Genomic DNA, 16,801 nt, shown 5'->3' on the forward strand with positions numbered 1-16,801 from the left:
CAAACGCTATCGAAGGGTTAGTCTCGCGACGTGTTCGACCCCCGCGATCCCGCGTTCCTGGAAGACCCCTACCCGGCGTTCGCCGCGCTCCGCGCACGAGGCGAAGTCCATTTCCACGAAGGGCTCGGCCTCGCCGTCGCGGTGTCGCACGCCGCGTCGTCGGCGGTGCTGCGCCACCGCGGGCTGGGCCGGATCTGGCAGGACGCCCAGCCGCTCGAGCGGTTCGCCTCGTTCAACCTGCTGCACCGCAACTCCCTCCTGGAGAACGAGCCGCCGGCCCACACCCGCCTGCGCCGCCTCATCGCGGGCGCGTTCGGCCGCGGCCACGTGCAGCGGCTGCGTCCGATGGTCGCGACGCTCGCCACCCGCATGGTCGACGACCTGGCGGCCGCGATCGCCACCGACGGCAGCGCCGACCTGCTCGAGCACCTCGCCCAGCCGCTGCCGGTCGCGGTGATCGCCGAACTGCTGGGCGTCCCCGGCACCGACGGGCCCCGGATGGTCCAGCTGTCCAACGCCATCGTGAAGATGTACGAGTACGACCTTTCCGAGGAAGGACGCGACGCCGCCGAGCGGGCAGCCGCCGAGTTCGTCGAGTACGTCCGTTCGGTCGCCGCGGCCCGCGCGGACTCCCCGGGCGACGACATCATCAGCGACCTCCTCCGCAGCGAGCTGACACCCGACGAGCTGGTGGCCACCGCGGTCTTGCTGCTGATGGCCGGCCACGAGGCGACGGTCAACGTGCTCGGCAACGGCATCACGGCCCTGCTCACGCACCGCAACCAATGGGAGCGTCTGCTGGCGTCACCTGCCCTTCTGGATTCGTGCGTCGAGGAGCTGATCCGCTACGACGCGCCCCTGCAGCTGTTCGAGCGAACGGCGACCGAGGACGTGTCGATCTGTGGACATGTCGTTTCCCGTGGCGAGAAGATCGGCGCTCTGCTGGGCGCCGCGGCTCGCGACCCGAAGGTGTTCGACGAGCCGGACCGCCTGGACATCGGCCGGACGCCCAACGCCCACCTGGGATTCGGCCTCGGGATCCATTACTGCGTGGGTGCTCCTCTCGCTCGGGTGGAAGTCGCCGCCGCGCTGAGTGCGTTGGCGGAGAAGCTGCCGGGGCTGCGCCTGGTCGAGACTCCGCGGCGGCGGCCGGAGTTCGTGATCCGCGGGTTGCGGGAGCTCCGGGTCACCGCGTGATGGTGACTGCGCCCGGATCTCGCGTGATTCTGGGCGGAACTCGCGTGATTGGGGGCGGAACTCGCGTGATTGGGAAGGCATCTCGCGTGATTGGCGGGGCATCTTGCGTGATTGGGGAGGCATCTCGCGTGATTGGCGGGGCATCTTGCGTGATTGGCGGGGCATTAGGGGGTTACTCCGGTGAAGAGGTCTTCTTCCGGGGTGGGGCTTGGGGTGGGGTGGGCCAGGTGGTAGTCCTCGTAGGGCCAGATCTGGCGTTCGATTTCGCGTGAGTGGGCGAAAAACGGGTGGGCTGGGTTCACTTGGGTGGCGTGGGCCAGGAGGGCGCGGTCGCGGGTCGCGAAGTAGGACTCGCAGCGGATTCTGGTGGTGACCGGGACTTTGTCGGGTGGGAGTTCGTTCAGGACTTCGGCCATGGATGACTCGAGGCCGGCGGCGAGGGTTGCGTCGTGGAGGGCCTGGAACCAGGCTCGGCTCAGGGTTGCTTGGTAGTACAGCTTTTGGGGGCGCCAGGGCGGGCCGCAGCCGGGGTAGCGGGTGGGGTCGGCCGCCGCGGTGAAGGCTTCGAGCGTCACCTCGTGGGTGCGGATGTGGTCCGGGTGCGGGTAGCCGCCCGTTTTGTCGTACGTGATCACCACGTGCGGGCGGAACTCGCGGATCAGCGCCACCAGCGGAGCCGCCGCCACGGACAGCGGCAGAGCGGCGAAACAGCCGTCGGGCAAGGGTTCGCCCTCGGGCGGCAAGCCGGAGTCGGGCAGGCCGAGGAAGCGCTGGCGGACACCGAGGATCTCGGCGGCCGCGGCCACCTCGCGACGGCGGATCGCCGGGAGGTCCGCCCACGTCTCGGGGGTGTCCAAAGCCGGGTTCAAGACGTCGCCGCGTTCGCCGCCGGTGCAGGTGGCGACCAGGACGTCGACGCCTTCGGCCGCGTAACGCGCCAAGGTGGCCGCGCCCTTGCTGGACTCGTCGTCGGGGTGGGCGTGGACGCTCAGGAGGCGGAAAGTCATCGTGGCTCCTTAGGTCGAACCTCAGATTAGGTCGGACCCAGTAACTGGGTCAAGCACAATCTTGGGTTCGACCCAGTAGAGTGACGCCATGAGCGAGGGACTCCGAGACCGGAAGAAGCTCGAAACCCGGAAGACCATCTCCGACGTGGCGACGCGGTTGTTCATCCGCAACGGCTTCGAGGACGTGACGATCGCGGACATCGCCGCCGAGGCGCAGGTCGCCAAGATGACCGTGACGAACCACTTCCCGCGCAAGGAAGACCTGGTGTTCGACGTCCGCGAAGACTTCGCGGCCTGGCCCACCGCCCTGATCCGCGACAGCGTCTTCCACGACACGCGCGAGCTGTACTTCGAGGCGCTGGGCGCCAAGCACGCGCTGGTCGGCTTCTCGGGCCCCGGCTTCGTGCGGATGATCAAGGAGAGCCCGGTCCTGACGAACGCGCTGCACGAGCTGCACCGCGAGCGGGAAGCGGCGCTCACCCACCTGCTGATCCGCCGCCACCCCGAAGAGGAACTGGGCCCCACACTCGCCGCCGCTCACCTGGCGACGGTCCTGCGGGTGCTCTTCCAGGAGGTCTTCGACCGGACGCTCGAAGACCGAACCCTCGAAGACGGGAAAGCGATCGTCGACGAGGTGTGGCCCCTCGCGGAACAGGCCTTCGACCAGCTCGAACCGGTCTTCGGCGGCTACTAGCGCGCCGCGCCGGCGGGCCGCGCGGTCCGCAGTTCCGGTTCCGGCGCACCCTCGACCTTCAGCACGCGCATCTCGCGCACGTCCCGCGCGTCCGAAGGGGCCAGCAGCGCGCAGAACCGCCGCACCACCAGGGCCGTCAGCACCGCCAGCGCGGCCGCGGAAAGGTCGGTCAGCGCGACCAGCACGACGCTGTCGGCCATCGACTGCACGTCGTCGCGGAAGCGCCAGAGGATCGAACCGCCCAGCAGAACCCAGTTCAGCAGCCAGGCGCCCCACCACACGAGCACCTGGCGCGACGGCTTCGGCCGTACGTCACGCGAGCGGCCCAGCACCGCGTGCTCCAGCTCGCCGACGACCGACAGCGCCAGCGGCAGGTTCGCTACCGGGACGAGGACGCCGACCAGCACCTGCCACACCGGCCGCGGCGGGGCGTCGCCCGACACGTCCGCCGCCGCCTGGCGGGCGACCAGCAGCCACCAGAGCGACAACCCGGCGGGCAGCAGCGCGAGGATCGACGCCAGCAGCCCCGCGGTCAGCACGAACCCGTCGGAAAACGCCACCACCGAACGGGACAGCGCGGAGTCGCGGCCCTGGACGAGCAGCACGTACCGCCAGATCTCCGCGCCGGCGGCGACGACGGCGAGCACGGCGAAGGCGAAGAGGACGGCGACCAGGCTGCGGCTGAGCACCGGCACCCGGTCGATCGGGCGGATCTCGTCAGACGCCGTGCCGGGCACCGACGTCGGGCGCCGCCAGACGAGGTTGGGGAAACCCCAGCGCGGCGGCACCGGGTACGACGGTGGCCCGAGGTACGGCTCGGGCGCCACGACGCGGCGGCGCGGCCACGCACCGGGCGGCGGGGCCGCCACCCAGCGCAGCTTCGGCCGGTGCACCGGCCGACGGTGGAAGGGGTACGGCTCCGGCTGGGCGGCCAGCGTCCGGCCCTGCAGCTGCTGGGCGGTCGGCGGCGGCGCCTGGCGCGGCCAGTACCCGGGCGGGTACGGCCGGCCTTGGGGAGGCTGCCCCGGGTGCAAGCTAGATCACTTCGGGTTCGATACCGGGGTGCTCGCCGACCATCGGGCGGCCCTCGCGCTGCCACGCGCCCATGCCGCCGGCCACGTTCACCGCGTCCCAGCCGCTCTGGTTGAGCCACGCGGCCGCCCGCGCGGACCGGCCGCCGCTGCGGCAGATCACGTGGATCGGCTGGTCGGGCAGGTCGGCCAGCTCGCCGACGCGAGCGGGCAGCTCCCCCATCGGGATGTGCACCGCGCCGGGTGCGTGCCCGGCGGCCCACTCGTCGTCTTCGCGGACGTCGAGCAGCACGAGGCCGTCCTGGGGCAGGTCGCGGACCTCGGCGGTCGGCAGTTCAGCAGGGCTCACCACAATCTCCATGCTGCCACGTCGGTGCGTTGCCCGCGCGTGAGGTCAGCGCATCACTTGCGGTGCCGGCCGCGGCTGGTGACGCGGGTCTTCTCCTCCGCCTGGCCGAACCGGGCGACGGCCCGGTCACGCATGAAGCCGAGCGGGTCGGGCGCGTGCAGCCGCAGCATGATGTCGTGGACGTGCTCCGGGCGGCCGTACCCGGTCACGCGGCTGACGAGGTACGTCGTCACGAAGGCGGCCGGGACGGTGATCAGCGCGGGCTGGTTGACGAACCAGGGCGCCCAGCCGCCGGTGTAGCCGCTCACGACATTGACCACCAGCGCGGCCAGCACCAGGCCGCCGCCGACGAACATCCCGGCCAGCGCGCCCGGCCAGGACAGCTTGCGCCACCAGATGCCCAGCACCAGCAGCGGGCTGAACGTCGACGCGGCGAGCGCGAACGTCAGCCCGATCGACAGCGAGATGTCCTCCGGCCGCAGCACGACCGCCAGCGCGATCGGGCACAGGGCGACCAGCCCGGCCGCCACGCGGAAGTCCCGCACCCGGCCGGGCAGCAGGTCGGTCGACACCACCCCGGCGACGCTCACCAGCAGGCCGGACGTGCTGGACAGGAACGCCGAAAAGGCGCCGGCCGCGGTGACCGCGCCGAGGATCTGGCCGCCGATCCCGGGCAGGATCGCCGAGGGCAGCTGCAGGATCGCCGCGTCCGCCTGGCCGGTCACCAGCAGTTCGGGCACGTACATCCGCGACAGGGCGCCCAGCAGCGTCGGGAACAGGTAGAACAGGCCCAGCAGCAGCAGGACGTGCACGGTCGTGCGGCGCGCGGCCTTGCCGTCGGGGTTGGTGTAGAAGCGGACCAGCACGTGCGGCAGGCCCATCGTGCCGAGGAACGTCGCGAACATCAGCGAGTACGTCTGGAGCAGGTCGGTCAGGCTGCCCGAGGCGGGGTGCAGCCAGTCCGCGTTGTCCGCGCTCGCGTCGCTGACCACCGGGACCGGCGTGCCGGCCATGAACTTCAGCTTGGTGCCTTCGGAAACCGTGTGGGGCGCCAGCGGGGTCCAGTGCGTCGGCCCGGCCGCCGGGCCGTTGTCGGTGCGGCCGTAGGCGTAGAGGTAGGTGTCCGAGGTGACGTGCAGCGTGACGTCGGTCTGCACGTCCACCGTGGTGTCGCTGACGAACACCGGCGGTGCGGGCGCGCCGAGCGGCCGGAAGCCGTCCGGGCCGCCGCCGGTGAAGAACACCATGCAGAGCACGAAGGCGGGCACCGAGATCGCGAACAGCTTGATCCAGTACTGGAGCGCCTGGACGACGGTGATCGCCCGCATGCCGCCGGAGATCACGTTGAACGCCACGAGGACCATGACCGCGACGCCGCCCGCCCACGCCGGCACCGGGAGGATCGTCGCCAGCGTCAGCCCGGCGCCCTGCAGCTGCGGGACCATGTAGAGCACCCCGATGAACACGACGAACGCCGTGGAGAACCGGCGCAGCCCCTGCGAGCCGAGCCGCATTTCGACGAAGTCGGGCAGCGTGTAGGCCCCGGACCGGCGCAGCGGCGCCGCCACGAAGAGCATCAGGGCGAGGTAACCCGCGGTGAAGCCGATCGGGAACCACAGCGCGTCGGCGCCGTCCTTGAGCACGATCCCGGCGATGCCTAGGAAGGATGCGGCGGACAGGTACTCGCCGGAAATCGCGGCGGCGTTGCGGCGGGACCGCACGGTCCGCCGCGCGACCAGGAAGTCGTGCGTGCTCGTCGCCGACCGCGAGGAGCGGTGACCGAGGTAGGGGGTCACCACGGCGACCAGCACGATGCCGGTCAACGCCCACGGGTTCAGCTGCACGGGAGGAATCCTCGCACGGGTCAGTGCGAAACTAGTTTTCGATCATGTCCACGAACGCGCGTTCGTTGCGTTCGGCGAGCCGGTTGTACCAGATCCCGACGCCGAACAGGAACGGGAACGGCAGCACGCCGAGGATCAGCCAGGCCACCGGAATGCCCAGCAGGCTGGCCCGGGAGAACCCGGGCAGCAGGTAGAACAGCACCGGCAGCGAACCGAAGACGCCGACGACGAGCAGCGAGAGCAGCAACGCCGTCCGCAGCTGCACCTTCACCAGGTGGTCGCGGACGAGCAGCTTCCCCCAGCTGGTCTGCTCCTCCAGCTCGACGCGGGCGCGCAGGGTGCCGGCGCCGCGGCGCGGGTCGGCGAGGATCACCCGTTCCCGCTTGGGTTTTGCGTGGTGTTCCGGCTTCGGCGGCTCGTCCTCCGGCGCCGGCGGCAGCGGCTCGACGACGGCCCGGTCGGCGGGCTGCGGCAGCGGCCGGTGCCGGGCGCGCCTGCCGAGCGTCGGATCCGGTTCGCGGACGCCGTTCGCGCGGCGCTCGTAGAAGTCGTCGGTCATGGCCGGTCCCGGCTCAGCCGTTCCGGCCCGAACCGACCAGCCGGTCCTTCAGCGCGCGGGTGTGCCGACGGCTCACCGGCAGCACCTTCTCCTCGTTGCCGATGACGACCTGGTAGCCGCCCTGGCCCATCCGCAGCTCGGTGATCAGCGGCAGCGCGACCAGGAACGACCGGTGGATGCGGACGAACCCGGCCTTCTCCCAGCGCTCCTCGAGCTGGGCCAGCGGGATGCGGACCAGGTGGCTGCCTTCGGTGGTGAACAGCCGCGCGTAGTCGCCCTGCGCCTCGACCCAGCGGACCGAGGAGCGCGGGATGAGCTTGGTGGTGCCGGCCAGCTCGACCGGGATGACCTCGTCGTCGTTCTTGACCGGCTCGCCGCCCAGTGCGCCGGGCGGGGGCGCCGCGGCGGCGGCCAGCTTCTCCATCACGCGCGAGATCGCGCGGTCGAGGCGGTCCTGCTGGTAGGGCTTGAGGACGTAGTCGAGGGCGCCGAGGTCGAAGGCGTTGACGGCTTCTTCGGCGTGCCCGGTGACGAACACCAGCGCGGGCGAGGGCCGCAGCGCCGCGAACACGCGCGACATCTCCATGCCGGACAGCCCGGGCATGTCGATGTCCGCGAAGACGGCGTCGACGATCGGCAGGCCGCGGTCCTTGCGCTCGCGCAGCCGTGGGTCGTCGGTGGACAGCAACCGCAGCGCCTCGGAGGCGTCGATCGCCGGGAACACCTTCGCCACGTGCGGGCTGTTGCGCAGGCAGTGGACGAGTTCGTCAAGACCGTTCGGCTCGTCGTCCACGGCCAGGACCACGAGTTTCCGGGTGTCATCGTGAGCACTCACAGTGAAACGCATCCTGCCCATTGCCGAGTGCAATGTCCAGCCCCCGTCTGCCTGAAGCGGGAGGACCCGCGGCCGGGGCCGCGGGTCCCTCGTCTCAATGCACGAACGTGAACCAGTTGAGGTTCACGAAGTCGGCAGGCTGGCCGCTGTTGAACGTCACGTACACGTTGTGCACGCCGGTCACCGCGCTGGTGTTCGCCGGGACGGTCCGCCAGCTCTGCCAGCCACCGGTGTTCCCCACCGCGAAGCTGCCGATGGGCGCGTTGGAGCGGCTGTCGAGCCGCACCTCGACGAGCCCGCTGACGCCGGCCGCCGCGCCGGACGACACGCGGGCCTGGAAGTTCGTCGCCGCGCTGCTGCCGAAGTCGACGTTCGGGTAGAGCGCCCAGTCGCCGTTGGCGATCGCGCCGACGTTCTGGCCGCCGCCGGTGTCCGTGGTGGCCTCGGTGATCAGACCGGACTGCTGGCTGTACGACTCGGCCTGGATGGTGCGGTAGGCGCTGCCGCCACCGGACGGCGGTGTGGTGGTGGTCGGCGGGGTCGTCGTGCCGCCACCGCCGCCGCGCGTGGACACCGTGACGTAGTCGACGACCATCGGGTGGCCCGGCACGATGCCCGGCCCCGGGGTGGTGGTGCCGGAGTTGTTGTTGGGGAACGCGCCGCCGATGGCCACGTTCAGCAGCACGAAGTAGCCCTGGTGGGTCGTCATGTTGGCCCACGTCGTCGCGTCGACCTGGTTCTGGCTCACCGAGTGGAACTGCTGCCCGTCGACGAACCAGCGGAACACCTGCGGGCTGGTGCTCGCGTCCCATTCGAAGCGGTAGGTGTGGAAGGCCGACTGGCAGCTGCTGCCGGGGCAGGCCCGGTTGGCGGGCAGGCCGGTCGTCTCGTTGCACGGGCCGCCGGGGTTGACCCCGCAGTGCAGGACGCCCCAGACGGAGTTGATCCCGTTGACGTTCTCCATGATGTCGAACTCGCCGATGGCGGGCCAGTTCCACCAGTTGCCGCGGTAGGGGCCGCCGAGCGCCCAGAAGGCGGGCCAGTAGCCGAGCGCGGCCGCGCCGGTGACGTTCGGCATCTGGATCCGGCTCTCGATCCGCATGACGCCGCCCGCCGGGGGCTTGAAGTCGGCGCGCTGGGTTTCGATCCGCGCCGAGGTCCAGTTGCCCGCGCCGTCGCGCAACGGCGTGATGCGGAGGTTGCCGCTGCCGTCTTGCGAGAGGTTGCCGGTGCTCGACGTGTAGTTCTGGATCTCGCCGGTGCCCCAGTTGGCGGGGCCGCCCGGGTAGCTGTGGCCGGTGTCGATGATCCAGTTCGCACTGGACGGGAGCGAGCCGGAGCCGCCGGTGAAGTCGTCGGCGAACACCGTCGTCCAGCCGGTTTCGGGCGGCGGGATCGACGCCGCGGCGGGCATCGTGAGGGGGATGGCGATGAGCGCGGCGCCGAGCACCGCGCCGAGGGCGAGTCTGCGGGAGTGGGGCATCGGGGACGACCTCCTTGTCGACCGGATTTGTTGCCGTTCGCAACAAAGCCCGTCGACAAGGAGACCTGACGCCCCGACCCAGCTCCAGAGGCGTTACCCGGCTAGGGTGATCCAGGTCACAAAGTCTGCCCGGAAGTACCCGAACCGGACATCGACGCCGGAGGCTCCAGAGGATTTCGGAGACCTCAGAGACCGAAGCGCGACCACGCCGCCTTCTGCGTCACCGCGTCCAGCACCGCCGACGCCGCGGCCGGCGCCCCGATGCCCAGGCGGGCGAGCAGCGGCTTCTTCGGCTCGGCCACCGAGATGTCCGCACCCGGGTAGCGCTCGGTGATGATCTGCCGGAGGCTGCCGAGGCCGTCGACCAGACCGAGCTCGACCGCCTTCGCGCCGAGCCAGACGTCCCCGGTGAACAGGTCCTCCGAGTCGGCCAGCCGCTCGCCGCGGCGCTCCTTCACCCAGCTCACGAACAGCTCGTGGAGCTGGGAGTGCATCTTCTTCAGCCACTCGACGTCTTCGGGCTTCTCCGGCGAGAACGGGTCCAGCCGCGACTTGTTCGTGCCCGCCGTGTGCAGCCGCCGTTCGATGCCGAACCGCTCCAGCAGCCCGGTGAACCCGAAGCCGCCGCTGATCACGCCGATCGAGCCGACCATCGACGTGCGGTGCGCGTAGATCTCGTCGGCCGCGCAGGCCAGCCAGTACCCGCCCGACGCGGCGACGTCCTCGCAGAAGGCGAGCACCGGCACGCCCTTTTCGTCGGCCAGCTGCCGGATCCGCTCGGCCACCAGCCCCGACTGCGTCGGCGCGCCACCCGGCGAGTTCACCAGCAGCGCGACCGCCTTCAGCCGATCGTGCCCGAACGCCCTGGTCAGCGCCGATTCGACCGCGGCCAGGTTGATCGCTCCCCTGGCCAGCGGCGACGGCGACGGCGTGATGACGCCGTGCAACTTGACCACGGCCACGACGTCCTTGCGCTCGACGCGGTCGGCGAGCACCGGGATCCGCGAAGCCAGTTTGTCCGTAACGCTCATGAAGCCAGGCTAGCCGGATTTTTCGGGGGTCCGGGTGGCGAAGCCCCCGGCCCGGGGCGAAGCCCCGGATGTCACAGCGGATTCAGCCCATGGGGAGGATGCCGGAGCGCGTGCCGTTGACGCCGTTCACCTCGGCGCCGTTCAGCTGGGCGGGGCCACCCTGGGCCGGGACGTCGGCCTCGCCGGTGTCGTTGTCGGAGCTGTAGTCGGGCATGTTCGGCCGGACGCCCGGGACGAACTTCGGCACCCGCAGCGTCACCTTCATGCCGGCACCGGGGGCGGTCTCGACCATCACCGCGTAGTCGCTGCCGAAGACCTGCTGCATGCGCTGGTTGATGTTGCCGAGCCCGACGTGCGCACCGGTCCGGTGCGCGCTCTTGAGGTCGTTGAGCCGCCGCGGGTCCATGCCGATGCCGTCGTCCTCGACGCTGATCAGCGCCTCGGTGCCGTAGTCCTGCGCGATCACCGTGACGCAGCCGCCGCTGGGCTTGCTGGCCAGCCCGTGCTTGACCGCGTTCTCCACCAGCGGCTGGATGATCAGGAACGGCACGACCACGCTGAGCACCTCGGGCGCGATCTTCATCCGCACCTCGAGCCGGCCGCCGAAGCGGGCGTTCTCGATCGTCAGGTAGCGGTCGATGTTGCGCAGCTCCTCGGCGAGCGAGGTGAACATGCCCGACGTCCGGAACGAGTACCGCGTGAAGTCGGCGAAGTCCTGAAGCAGCTCTCGCGCCTCTTCGGGGTCCGTGCGGATCAGCGCCGAGATCGTGTTCAGCGCGTTGTAGACGAAGTGCGGCGAGATCTGCGCCCGCAGCGCCTTGATCTCGGCCTGCTGCAGCTGGTGCTTGGACTCGTCGAGCCGCGCCAGCTCGAACTGGGTGCAGACGAACTGGGCGACGGCGTCGGCCATCTGCACCAGCCGGCCGCGGGTGCGGCCGACGACGATCAGCGCCGCCTCGGTCTCGCCCTCCACCAGCAGCGGCACGATGACCGCGGTCTTCATCCGGCAGGTGCCGCGGTGGTTGCACGGCATCCGGTCGTGCGCCACGACCTCGCGCCGGTGCTTGCGGATCGCCGCCCCGATCGCCTCGACGAGGTCGACGTAGTGCTCGTTCGCTTCGCCGTCCCAGGACAGCAGCGTGCCCTCGCTGTCGGTGATGCCGACGGCGACGCAGTCGAGCATCTGCAGCAGCTGCGTGGTGATCTTGTCGGCGGCGTCCTCGTCCAGGCCGGCGCGGAGGTTCGGGGCGGCCTTCGACATCCGGTGCACCGCCTGCAGCATGGCGTCCTCCACCACGCTGACCGGACGGCGCTGTTTGACGAGCAGCACGACCACCGCGGCGACGAGCAGCACCACAAGAGCCCACGGGACGATCTGCGCAAGCGGGAACCCGGACACGGCGTCCATGCTCTGCGCTCGACCGACCGGGTGCAAGGCCTGATCCCACTTTCTGTCCAACTGCGATGACCGAGGGTTGATGAGACCCTACCGAGCGTCCCGAAGCCGCTACTTCAGCAGCCGGGACATCCGGCGGTCGGCGAGCGGCTTGCCGCCCGTCTGGCAGGTCGGGCAGTACTGGAACGACTTGTCGGCGAACGATATTTCGCGGATCGTGTCGCCACAGACCGGACACGGCAGACCCGTCCGCGCGTGGACCCGCAAGCCCGACCGCTTCTCGCCCTTCAGCCGCGCCGCCTTCTGCCCGACCGACCGCTGGACGGCGTCGGCCTCGATCTCGTGGATCGCCTCGGCGAGGGTCTCCAGCGCGCCGTCGTCGAGCTTGCCGATCGTGGCGTACGGCGAGAGCTTCGCGCGGTGCATGATCTCGTCGGAGTAGGCGTTGCCGATCCCGGCGAGCAGCGACTGGTCGGTCAGCGCCCACTTCAGCCGCGTGTTCTTCCCGGCGAACAGCTCACGCAGCTGGACGGCGTCCACGGCGAGCGCGTCCGGCCCCAGCCGCGCCACGCTCGCGATCTCCTGCGGGTCCTTGACGACCCACACCGCGAGGCCCTTCTTCGTGCCCGCTTCGGTGAGGTCGAAACCCGGCCCGGTGGCGGACTCGAGGTGCACCCGCAGCGAGATCGGGCCCTTCCCCGGCTTCAGCGGCGCCGCGGCGAGGCCGTCGGACCAGCGCAGCCAACCCGCGCGGGCCAGGTGGACGACCAGGTGCAGGTCGCCGGCCACGACGTCGAGGTGCTTGCCGTGCCGGGTCGCGCCGGTGATCTCGCGGCCGTGCAGATCGGTCCACGGCGGCGTCGCCGTCTTCAGCACGCTCAGCGATGCGACATCGATCCGGAAGATCGTCCGGCCGACGGCGTTCTCGCGCAGGTGGTGGGCCAGCGCTTCGACCTCGGGTAGCTCGGGCATGGCACCAGTGTCCTACTCGACCGGGTGAAGCGGCCCGTCGAAGTCCGGCAGCGAGTGCCGCTGGATGGTCTTGGAGATCTTCTTGACCTCGCCCTGCACGGTGAACATGCCGCGGATCGTGCCGACCCAGCGCTCGGACGGCCGGTCGCCGGTCACGTCGCCTTCGGTCTCGGCGACCACGGTCCACGGACGGCGCAGGATCCACCGCAGCGGGAAGAACAGCACCACGAGCAGCAGCGCCAGCAGCACCCACGCCGGAACGTTGACCTGGTCGGGCGTCCACACGATGAGGATCACGGCCAGCAGCGTGGTCACCACGATCATCGCGATCCCGGGCCCGTAGCTGCCCGCGACGTCGTGCTCGAAGTCGTCGGCCGTCGCCGGTGCGCGCCATTCCATCTGGGCACGGACCACCCAGTCGCGGCCGTCTTCGCCGCGTACCAGCCGGTTCATTCAGTTGCCTCCCAGGGCGCCCGCAGGGTGAGCAGTACAACGGTACCGTGCCCGGGCTCACCCGCGCGAGGGAGGAATCGGACATCTCACCCGCCGGAACCGATCACCGCTGATCAAGAACCCGAAGGCGCGATGGGAGCCGCATCCGCCGGTTCGCCCGACCCGGTGACAGCGGACGCGCTGCTCGGGCACGGCTTCTCCGAAGTAGGCGTCACCGTCGTCGGCGGCTCGGTGGCCGGCGTCTCCGCGGTCGGTGTTCCGGCCGTCGGCTTGCCGGTCGACGGTGTCCCGTCGTCCTTGGGCACCGGCTTGCCCGCCTGGTCCGCCGGCTCACCCGGCCGGCCGGTCGGCGACAGCTCGGGCGCCTCGGCGTCCTCCGGCACGGGCGCCTCGGAGGACTCGGTCGTCATCGTCAGGTCGGGCTTCGACGTGTCCAGCCGCGGCGACGTCGCCGGGTTGCCGGGTGCACCGAAGGTCGACGGGGCGAGGTCGTCGCGCGGCGCCGGCTGGTCGCCGCCCACGTTCCCGACCGGGACCTCCCCGGCGACGGGCAGCGCGGGCACCTCGTTCGCGGCGACCTGGCGAACCCCGCCGCGCGAGCGGGCCGGGACCGCGGCACCCGTGCCACGGCCGTTGAGCACCCCGATGCCGATCGGTGGCTCCGGCGGCGCCGGCTGGTGCGTCTCCGGCGGCGGCACCACCACGAGCTCGGGCGCACCCCCGGTCAAGCCGACGTCCTGCACCGGCCCGGACCCGAACAGCACCGGCCCGGCCGCGACGCCGACGGCGCCCACGGCAGCGGTCGACGCCAGCGCGAGCCCGATCTTGACCTTCGAACCGACCAGCACTCCCTTGATCGTCGCGCCGACCCCGGCCAGCACCCCGCTGCCGCCCAGCGACGCGGCGGCCGGCACCAGCAGCACCAGCACGCCCGCGTGCGCACGCAGCGACGAGCAGACGTCGCGCAGCTCGTCCTGGGTCGCCCGGCACGACGGGCAGCCGCGCAGGTGCGCCTTGATCCGCTCGGCCTCGGCACCGGTGACGCTGCCCGCGGTGAACCCGCCGAGCTTCTCCACGACCGCCCGGCACGAATCCGGCCCGCGGTTCACCGAAAGGTGGGCCTGCAGGTACGCCGCACGCAGCCCCTGCCGAGCCCGGCGGGCCAGCGCCGCCGTCGCGTTCGCGCTCAACCCGAAGTGCGGCGCGACCATCGCGGGCTGCTCGCCCTCGACCTCGGTCTGCCACAGCACCGTCCGCCACCGCTCCGGCAGGCTGGTGAACGCGGTCGTGATCAACGTGTGCTCGGCCGTGCGGGCGTGCGTGTCCGCACCCGCCCCGGCCCGGAAGGTCAGTTCATCGTCCGAAACCGGGACGTCCCGGCGCGCACCGTGCCACTCCCAGGACACCCGGCGGGCGACGGTCAGCAGGTAGGCGCGGACGTAGTCCCGTGGGCCGGCGCCACGGCGGAGGGCCTGCAACACGCGGAAGAACGTCTCCGCGGTGATGTCCTCGGCCTCCGACCGGTCGGCGGCCAGGCTTTGCGCGAGCCGGCGGACCGCGGCGGCGTGCAGCTCGAACAGCTCCCCGAACGCGGCGTCCTCGCCGTCACGGAGCCGTTGCAGCAGTGCCTGTTCGTCGGATTCCGAGGCCGCTGGTGGCGGCACCGTGCCCAGCTCGGTCATCCGGCCCGGCACCTCCTCCCCGAAGGTCTCCCCATTCGGTCGAATGGAGACACCATACGGAGGGAATCAGCCGTCGTCACCCCTTGTACGCCAGCTGTGACACCGAAGCACCGGTCAACGCACGGGGGGGACCCCGTCGCCGGACCCCTCAGGCGTGGGTATAGAGTTCTCCCCATCAGCAAGACAACGCGGATGTAGCGCAGCTGGTAGCGCATCACCTTGCCAAGGTGAGGGTCGCGGGTTCGAATCCCGTCATCCGCTCGCGGGCGAGAGGGCTGTATCGGCGGAAAGCGCCGATGCGGCCCTCTCGCCATTTCACCCGGGGGCCGAGCCCCCCGGACCCCCCACGGTGCCTGTGTCGCAACCTGGGGAGGCTGCCGCCGTTCTGCTCCTGCGGGTTGGGTGTGGGGGTTAGAGCTCGTACGTGTCGAGGATCGTGGGGGCCACCGGCGTCAGGTGGGGGTCTTCTCGCTCTGTTACCTGGCCTCGGGCCATTCGGTACACGCGGAAGTTGTTGTCGTTCTCCGTGTCCTGGTCGTCCCAGGTGTGGAGGAGACCGTAGGAACCCGGGGCCATTTCGCCCGCTCGGGTGAAGAGTTCCAGGAGGTCCGGGGCGAGACGGCCGCCGTGCTTGTCGAAGCCGCCGAAGTGGAGCATCGGCATGCCCGCGCTCCAGCGGAGGTCGACCAGGTCGAAGTCGCCCGCGTCGCGGATCGCGCGGTGCACGCGGTCGACCAGGCGCTCCAGGAGCGCCGCGTCGTCGTCGCCGCTCGCGGTCGCCTGGATGGTCACCCAGCCGTGATATTCGAACACCCGCAGAACGGTAGCAAGAGATCAACCAGCCGTTCAGCGGGCCAGCTCGGATGGCTCTTCGGGGGTCCGGGTGGCGAAGCCCCCGGCCCGGGGCGAAGCCCCGGTTGTCACGGACGGCTTCCCGTCGCGGCGCAGGACGTTCGCCAGCACGCCCTCGCCCAGCCGCTCGAACGCCGGCACCAGCTTCTCGCCGAACACGCACAGCGTCCGCTCCCACGGGTGCCCGAGCGTGCCGTAGGAGAAGTCCGGCGCCAGGAACAGGTGGTAGTCCGCGCGCGGGAACACCGGCACCGGCCAGCGGGCGCCGTCGGACATCAGGTGCGGGCGGATGCGGTAGGACTGGTGCTGCCAGTGCAGCGCCCACATCCACTCGTCCGGGCCGCAGACCTCGCGGAACGCGGCCAGCGCGATCGCCGCGACCTGGTGCTCCTCGACCGCGTAGGGGCCCAGCCGGAACTCGGCCGACGCGCGGTCGAGGTTCCCGGGCGAAAGGTCCCACGTCCGCGACGGCGCCGGCTCGCGGAAGCCCGGCCAGGCGTGGGCGTAGGTGCTCGGCCAGAACGCCAGCTTGTCGTACACCCAGTACCAGGCGGGCTCGTCGACGACACGGGAGACGGCTTCCCAGGCAGCATTCACGGTCACGACCTCAAGTTTGGCCCGGCGCGGAAGAACAGGCGAAAGCTTCGTGTTCGGCTTCCGGTTTGTCCAGTCCCCGTCCGCCCGCCGCGAACTGCGTCACACCACCGGGTGGGGTCGGCCAGGCTGGCAGCATGCGGGTCCTCTTCGTCCACGGCGCGTTCGTCCGCGACGGCGCCTGGTGGTGGCAGCCGACGGCCGACGCTCTCGCCCGGCACGGTCTGCGCAGTTCGGCCGCGGTGCTGCCGAGCTGCGAAAGCGAGCCGCGCGGCGACCTGTACGCCGACGCTGCGGCCGTCCGCGCCCTGCTCGACGCCTCCCCCGAGCCCGCGCTGCTCGTCGGGCACTCCTACGGCGGCGTGGTGATCACCGAAGCCGGCCACCACCCCGCGGTCAAGCGGCTCGTCTACGTGACGTCGTTCCTGCCCGACGTCGGCGAGGCGCTCGCGGACTTCGGCACCGGCGAGCCACCCGGGCAACCGCCGCCGTGGCACGTGAGCCACGGCGACGGCACGGCGGGCGTGCGGGAGGAGCTGGTGCGGCCGCTGTTCGCCCAGGACTTCGACGACGCCACCTACGCCGGGGCCGCCGGCCGCCTCACCACCCAGAACGAGGTGGTGTTCGGCCAGCCGGCGACCCGGGCAGCGTGGCGGGAGCTCCCCTCGACCTACGTCGTCTGCGGCGAAGACCGCGCGACCCCGCCCGAAACCCAGCGGGCCCAGGCGGCGCGCGCCACCGGCGTCGTCGAGCTGCCGGTGGCGCACCACCCCTTCGTCACCCGGCCGGACCTGCTGGCCGAGGTGCTGCTCGGCGCGTGAG

General features: G+C 71.2%; 17 protein-coding genes and 1 tRNA gene. 4 read left to right on the forward strand and 14 right to left on the reverse strand.

The features are described from left to right. Positions 1-30 precede the first annotated feature (30 nt). A complete protein-coding gene (locus tag Q5425_RS09465) occupies positions 31-1,197 on the forward strand; it encodes a cytochrome P450 (protein ID WP_308671740.1) in 1,167 nt (388 codons plus the stop codon). 164 nt (positions 1,198-1,361) lie between these two features. Here the strand turns inward: Q5425_RS09465 and mca are convergent, their stop codons facing one another. Beyond that, entirely contained in the window at positions 1,362-2,204 is an 843-nt protein-coding gene (mca, locus tag Q5425_RS09470) for a mycothiol conjugate amidase Mca (RefSeq protein ID WP_308671741.1), read from the reverse strand. An 88-nt stretch (positions 2,205-2,292) separates the two neighbouring features. On the opposite strand from mca, the gene Q5425_RS09475 reads away from it, so the two are divergent. Further along, positions 2,293-2,898, forward strand: coding sequence for a TetR/AcrR family transcriptional regulator (locus Q5425_RS09475; RefSeq protein ID WP_308671742.1), 606 nt, complete (start codon positions 2,293-2,295; stop codon positions 2,896-2,898). Here the strand turns inward: Q5425_RS09475 and Q5425_RS09480 are convergent. The 11 genes from Q5425_RS09480 to Q5425_RS09530 all read right to left on the reverse strand — a co-directional run bounded on the left by Q5425_RS09480 (position 2,895) and on the right by Q5425_RS09530 (position 14,533). After that, positions 2,895-3,932: a DUF4328 domain-containing protein gene (locus tag Q5425_RS09480; RefSeq protein ID WP_308671743.1), complete on the reverse strand. Its 1,038-nt coding sequence runs from the start codon at positions 3,930-3,932 to the stop codon at positions 2,895-2,897. The genes Q5425_RS09475 and Q5425_RS09480 overlap by 4 nt on opposite strands. A 1-nt stretch (position 3,933) precedes the next feature. After that, entirely contained in the window at positions 3,934-4,290 is a 357-nt protein-coding gene (locus tag Q5425_RS09485; protein ID WP_191308825.1) for a rhodanese-like domain-containing protein, read from the reverse strand. A gap of 41 nt (positions 4,291-4,331) precedes the next feature. After that, positions 4,332-6,122: a cation acetate symporter gene (locus tag Q5425_RS09490; protein ID WP_308671744.1), complete on the reverse strand. Its 1,791-nt coding sequence runs from the start codon at positions 6,120-6,122 to the stop codon at positions 4,332-4,334. A 31-nt stretch (positions 6,123-6,153) separates the two neighbouring features. Further along, positions 6,154-6,681, reverse strand: a complete 528-nt coding sequence (locus Q5425_RS09495; RefSeq protein WP_308671745.1) for a hypothetical protein — start codon at positions 6,679-6,681, stop codon at positions 6,154-6,156. Positions 6,682-6,694: 13 nt separating this feature from the next. Next, entirely contained in the window at positions 6,695-7,528 is an 834-nt protein-coding gene (locus Q5425_RS09500; RefSeq protein ID WP_308671746.1) for a LytTR family DNA-binding domain-containing protein, read from the reverse strand. Between the two features lie 82 nt (positions 7,529-7,610). Next, the gene (locus Q5425_RS09505; protein WP_308671747.1) at positions 7,611-8,999 is read right to left on the reverse strand and encodes a carbohydrate-binding protein; all 1,389 of its coding nucleotides are present in this window, start codon (positions 8,997-8,999) and stop codon (positions 7,611-7,613) included. A gap of 185 nt (positions 9,000-9,184) precedes the next feature. Then, positions 9,185-10,030 carry a S49 family peptidase gene (locus Q5425_RS09510; protein ID WP_308671748.1) on the reverse strand — a complete coding sequence of 282 codons (846 nt, stop codon included), beginning with the start codon at positions 10,028-10,030 and terminating at the stop codon, positions 9,185-9,187. Positions 10,031-10,112: 82 nt separating this feature from the next. Next, entirely contained in the window at positions 10,113-11,438 is a 1,326-nt protein-coding gene (locus Q5425_RS09515) for a histidine kinase (protein ID WP_308671749.1), read from the reverse strand. A gap of 99 nt (positions 11,439-11,537) precedes the next feature. Then, complete coding sequence (locus Q5425_RS09520; RefSeq protein WP_308671750.1) at positions 11,538-12,398, reverse strand: DNA-formamidopyrimidine glycosylase family protein; 861 nt, start codon at positions 12,396-12,398, stop codon at positions 11,538-11,540. A 12-nt stretch (positions 12,399-12,410) separates the two neighbouring features. Continuing rightward, positions 12,411-12,851: a DUF983 domain-containing protein gene (locus Q5425_RS09525; protein WP_308671751.1), complete on the reverse strand. Its 441-nt coding sequence runs from the start codon at positions 12,849-12,851 to the stop codon at positions 12,411-12,413. 113 nt (positions 12,852-12,964) lie between these two features. Beyond that, a complete protein-coding gene (locus tag Q5425_RS09530; RefSeq protein WP_308671752.1) occupies positions 12,965-14,533 on the reverse strand; it encodes a sigma-70 family RNA polymerase sigma factor in 1,569 nt (522 codons plus the stop codon). Positions 14,534-14,721: 188 nt separating this feature from the next. Between Q5425_RS09530 and Q5425_RS09535 the strand changes: the two genes are divergently transcribed. Next, positions 14,722-14,794 (forward strand) — tRNA-Gly (locus Q5425_RS09535). A 150-nt stretch (positions 14,795-14,944) separates the two neighbouring features. Here Q5425_RS09535 and Q5425_RS09540 read toward each other — a convergent pair. Together Q5425_RS09540 and Q5425_RS09545 are read right to left on the reverse strand one after the other, a co-directional pair. Then, a complete protein-coding gene (locus Q5425_RS09540; RefSeq protein ID WP_308671753.1) occupies positions 14,945-15,346 on the reverse strand; it encodes an immunity 7 family protein in 402 nt (133 codons plus the stop codon). Positions 15,347-15,379: 33 nt separating this feature from the next. Then, positions 15,380-15,982, reverse strand: a complete 603-nt coding sequence (locus Q5425_RS09545) for a DUF2716 domain-containing protein (RefSeq protein WP_308671951.1) — start codon at positions 15,980-15,982, stop codon at positions 15,380-15,382. 134 nt (positions 15,983-16,116) lie between these two features. On the opposite strand from Q5425_RS09545, the gene Q5425_RS09550 reads away from it, so the two are divergent. After that, positions 16,117-16,800 (forward strand): alpha/beta hydrolase, encoded by a 684-nt coding sequence (locus tag Q5425_RS09550; RefSeq protein WP_308671754.1) that lies wholly within the window; start codon positions 16,117-16,119, stop codon positions 16,798-16,800. Position 16,801 lies beyond the last annotated feature (1 nt).

The sequence above is a fragment of the Amycolatopsis sp. A133 genome (assembly GCF_031082405.1).
Lineage (GTDB): Bacteria > Actinomycetota > Actinomycetes > Mycobacteriales > Pseudonocardiaceae > Amycolatopsis.

Coding starts and splice junctions, on each gene's coding strand:
- mca (WP_308671741.1), bottom strand. CDS start 2,204: ATGACTTTCCGCCTCCTGAGCGTCCACGCCCACCCCGACGACGAGTCC.
- Q5425_RS09475 (WP_308671742.1), top strand. CDS start 2,293: ATGAGCGAGGGACTCCGAGACCGGAAGAAGCTCGAAACCCGGAAGACC.
- Q5425_RS09485 (WP_191308825.1), bottom strand. CDS start 4,290: ATGGAGATTGTGGTGAGCCCTGCTGAACTGCCGACCGCCGAGGTCCGC.
- Q5425_RS09495 (WP_308671745.1), bottom strand. CDS start 6,681: ATGACCGACGACTTCTACGAGCGCCGCGCGAACGGCGTCCGCGAACCG.
- Q5425_RS09500 (WP_308671746.1), bottom strand. CDS start 7,528: ATGCGTTTCACTGTGAGTGCTCACGATGACACCCGGAAACTCGTGGTC.
- Q5425_RS09505 (WP_308671747.1), bottom strand. CDS start 8,999: ATGCCCCACTCCCGCAGACTCGCCCTCGGCGCGGTGCTCGGCGCCGCG.
- Q5425_RS09510 (WP_308671748.1), bottom strand. CDS start 10,030: ATGAGCGTTACGGACAAACTGGCTTCGCGGATCCCGGTGCTCGCCGAC.
- Q5425_RS09515 (WP_308671749.1), bottom strand. CDS start 11,438: ATGGACGCCGTGTCCGGGTTCCCGCTTGCGCAGATCGTCCCGTGGGCT.
- Q5425_RS09520 (WP_308671750.1), bottom strand. CDS start 12,398: ATGCCCGAGCTACCCGAGGTCGAAGCGCTGGCCCACCACCTGCGCGAG.
- Q5425_RS09525 (WP_308671751.1), bottom strand. CDS start 12,851: ATGAACCGGCTGGTACGCGGCGAAGACGGCCGCGACTGGGTGGTCCGT.
- Q5425_RS09530 (WP_308671752.1), bottom strand. CDS start 14,533: ATGACCGAGCTGGGCACGGTGCCGCCACCAGCGGCCTCGGAATCCGAC.
- Q5425_RS09550 (WP_308671754.1), top strand. CDS start 16,117: ATGCGGGTCCTCTTCGTCCACGGCGCGTTCGTCCGCGACGGCGCCTGG.